The sequence below is a fragment of the Pseudoclavibacter sp. RFBG4 genome (genome assembly GCF_002931515.1).
Taxonomy (GTDB): Bacteria; Actinomycetota; Actinomycetes; order Actinomycetales; family Microbacteriaceae; genus Pseudoclavibacter.
The window spans coordinates 1-1,260 of the sequence record NZ_PSYC01000073.1; the positions used below are offsets into that span (position 1 = coordinate 1).

General features: G+C 64.8%; 1 protein-coding gene. It reads left to right on the forward strand.

The window, feature by feature from the left end:
* Positions 1–113: 113 nt before the first annotated feature.
* Complete coding sequence (locus tag C5E10_RS18715; RefSeq protein ID WP_374953525.1) at positions 114–1,244, forward strand: IS30 family transposase; 1,131 nt, start codon at positions 114–116, stop codon at positions 1,242–1,244.
* The last annotated feature ends 16 nt before the right edge of the window (positions 1,245–1,260 follow it).

Genomic DNA, 1,260 nt, shown 5'->3' on the forward strand with positions numbered 1-1,260 from the left:
TCAAAACCCATGGGCGGTTTCTGTCGGTCGTTGCAACACCCCGATGAGTAAGGGGTGGGCGGATGCCATCGAGCGGTGCTGCGCGGGAGCGCGAGCGAAAGTTCTGGGAGCTGATGCGGGAGGGGCGATCTTCGTCAGCGGCGTGTGAAACTCTCGGCGTGCACAGACGCCAGGGGTATCGGTGGATCAAAGCGGCCGGCGGTCGATTCCCGGTCGAGGACAAACCGCGATCGGGTCGGTATCTCGAGCTCGATGATCGCTTACGGATCGCGGATCTGCGCCCGCAGGGCGCCGGGGTGCGTGAGATCGCGCGAGAGCTGGGACGGCAGCCGTCGACCATCTCGCGCGAGCTGCGACGCAACGGCAAGCCAGGCAGACATGGATACCGGCCGCACGCGGCCCAGAAGCAGTGCGAGGCTCGCGCGCGCCGACCCAAGGCATGCCGGCTCGACGAGCCGGTCCTCGCGGCGCTCGTTGAGGAGCGTCTGGTGAAGAATTGGAGTCCACAGCAGATCAGTGATGACCTGGCCCGTCTGTTCCCATCCAGTCCGGAGATGCGCGTGGCACCAGAGACGATCTACCAAGCCCTGTTCGTCCAGGGGCGCGGACACCTCCGCGCTGACCTGCACACACACCTCCGCTCCGGGCGCGCTGCCCGCAAACCTCGCGGCCTGCGCTTCACCGACAAGGGCAAGATCCGCGACAAGATCCTCATCAGCGAACGGCCCGCCGAAGCACGAGATCGAGCCGTCCCCGGGCACTGGGAAGGCGATCTGATCGTTGGGTCGGCATCCGGATCTGCAATCGGCACGCTCGTCGAGCGCGCGAGCCGCTACGTGATGCTCGTTCATCTCCCGAACGGACATAGCGCTCCCGCGGTCCGAGACGGACTGATCGCGACGATCAGCACGCTGCCGGCCCATCTTCGTCGGTCGCTGACCTGGGACCAGGGAACCGAGATGGCGAAACACCTCGACGTGACCCTCGCAACGGATATGGCGATCTACTTCTGCGACCCCCACTCTCCCTGGCAGCGAGGCTCGAACGAGAACGCAAATGGACTGCTGAGACAGTACTTCCCGAAAGGCACGAACCTCAACGCTCACGGCCCTGCACGGCTGCTCGAAGTCGCGACGGAACTCAACCAGCGACCACGAAAAACCCTCGGCGGTAGAACCCCTGCAGCTGCCCTCGAAGAGCTACTCTCGAATCCACCAAGACCAGGTGTTGCGACGACCGGCTGACACCACCCATGGGTTT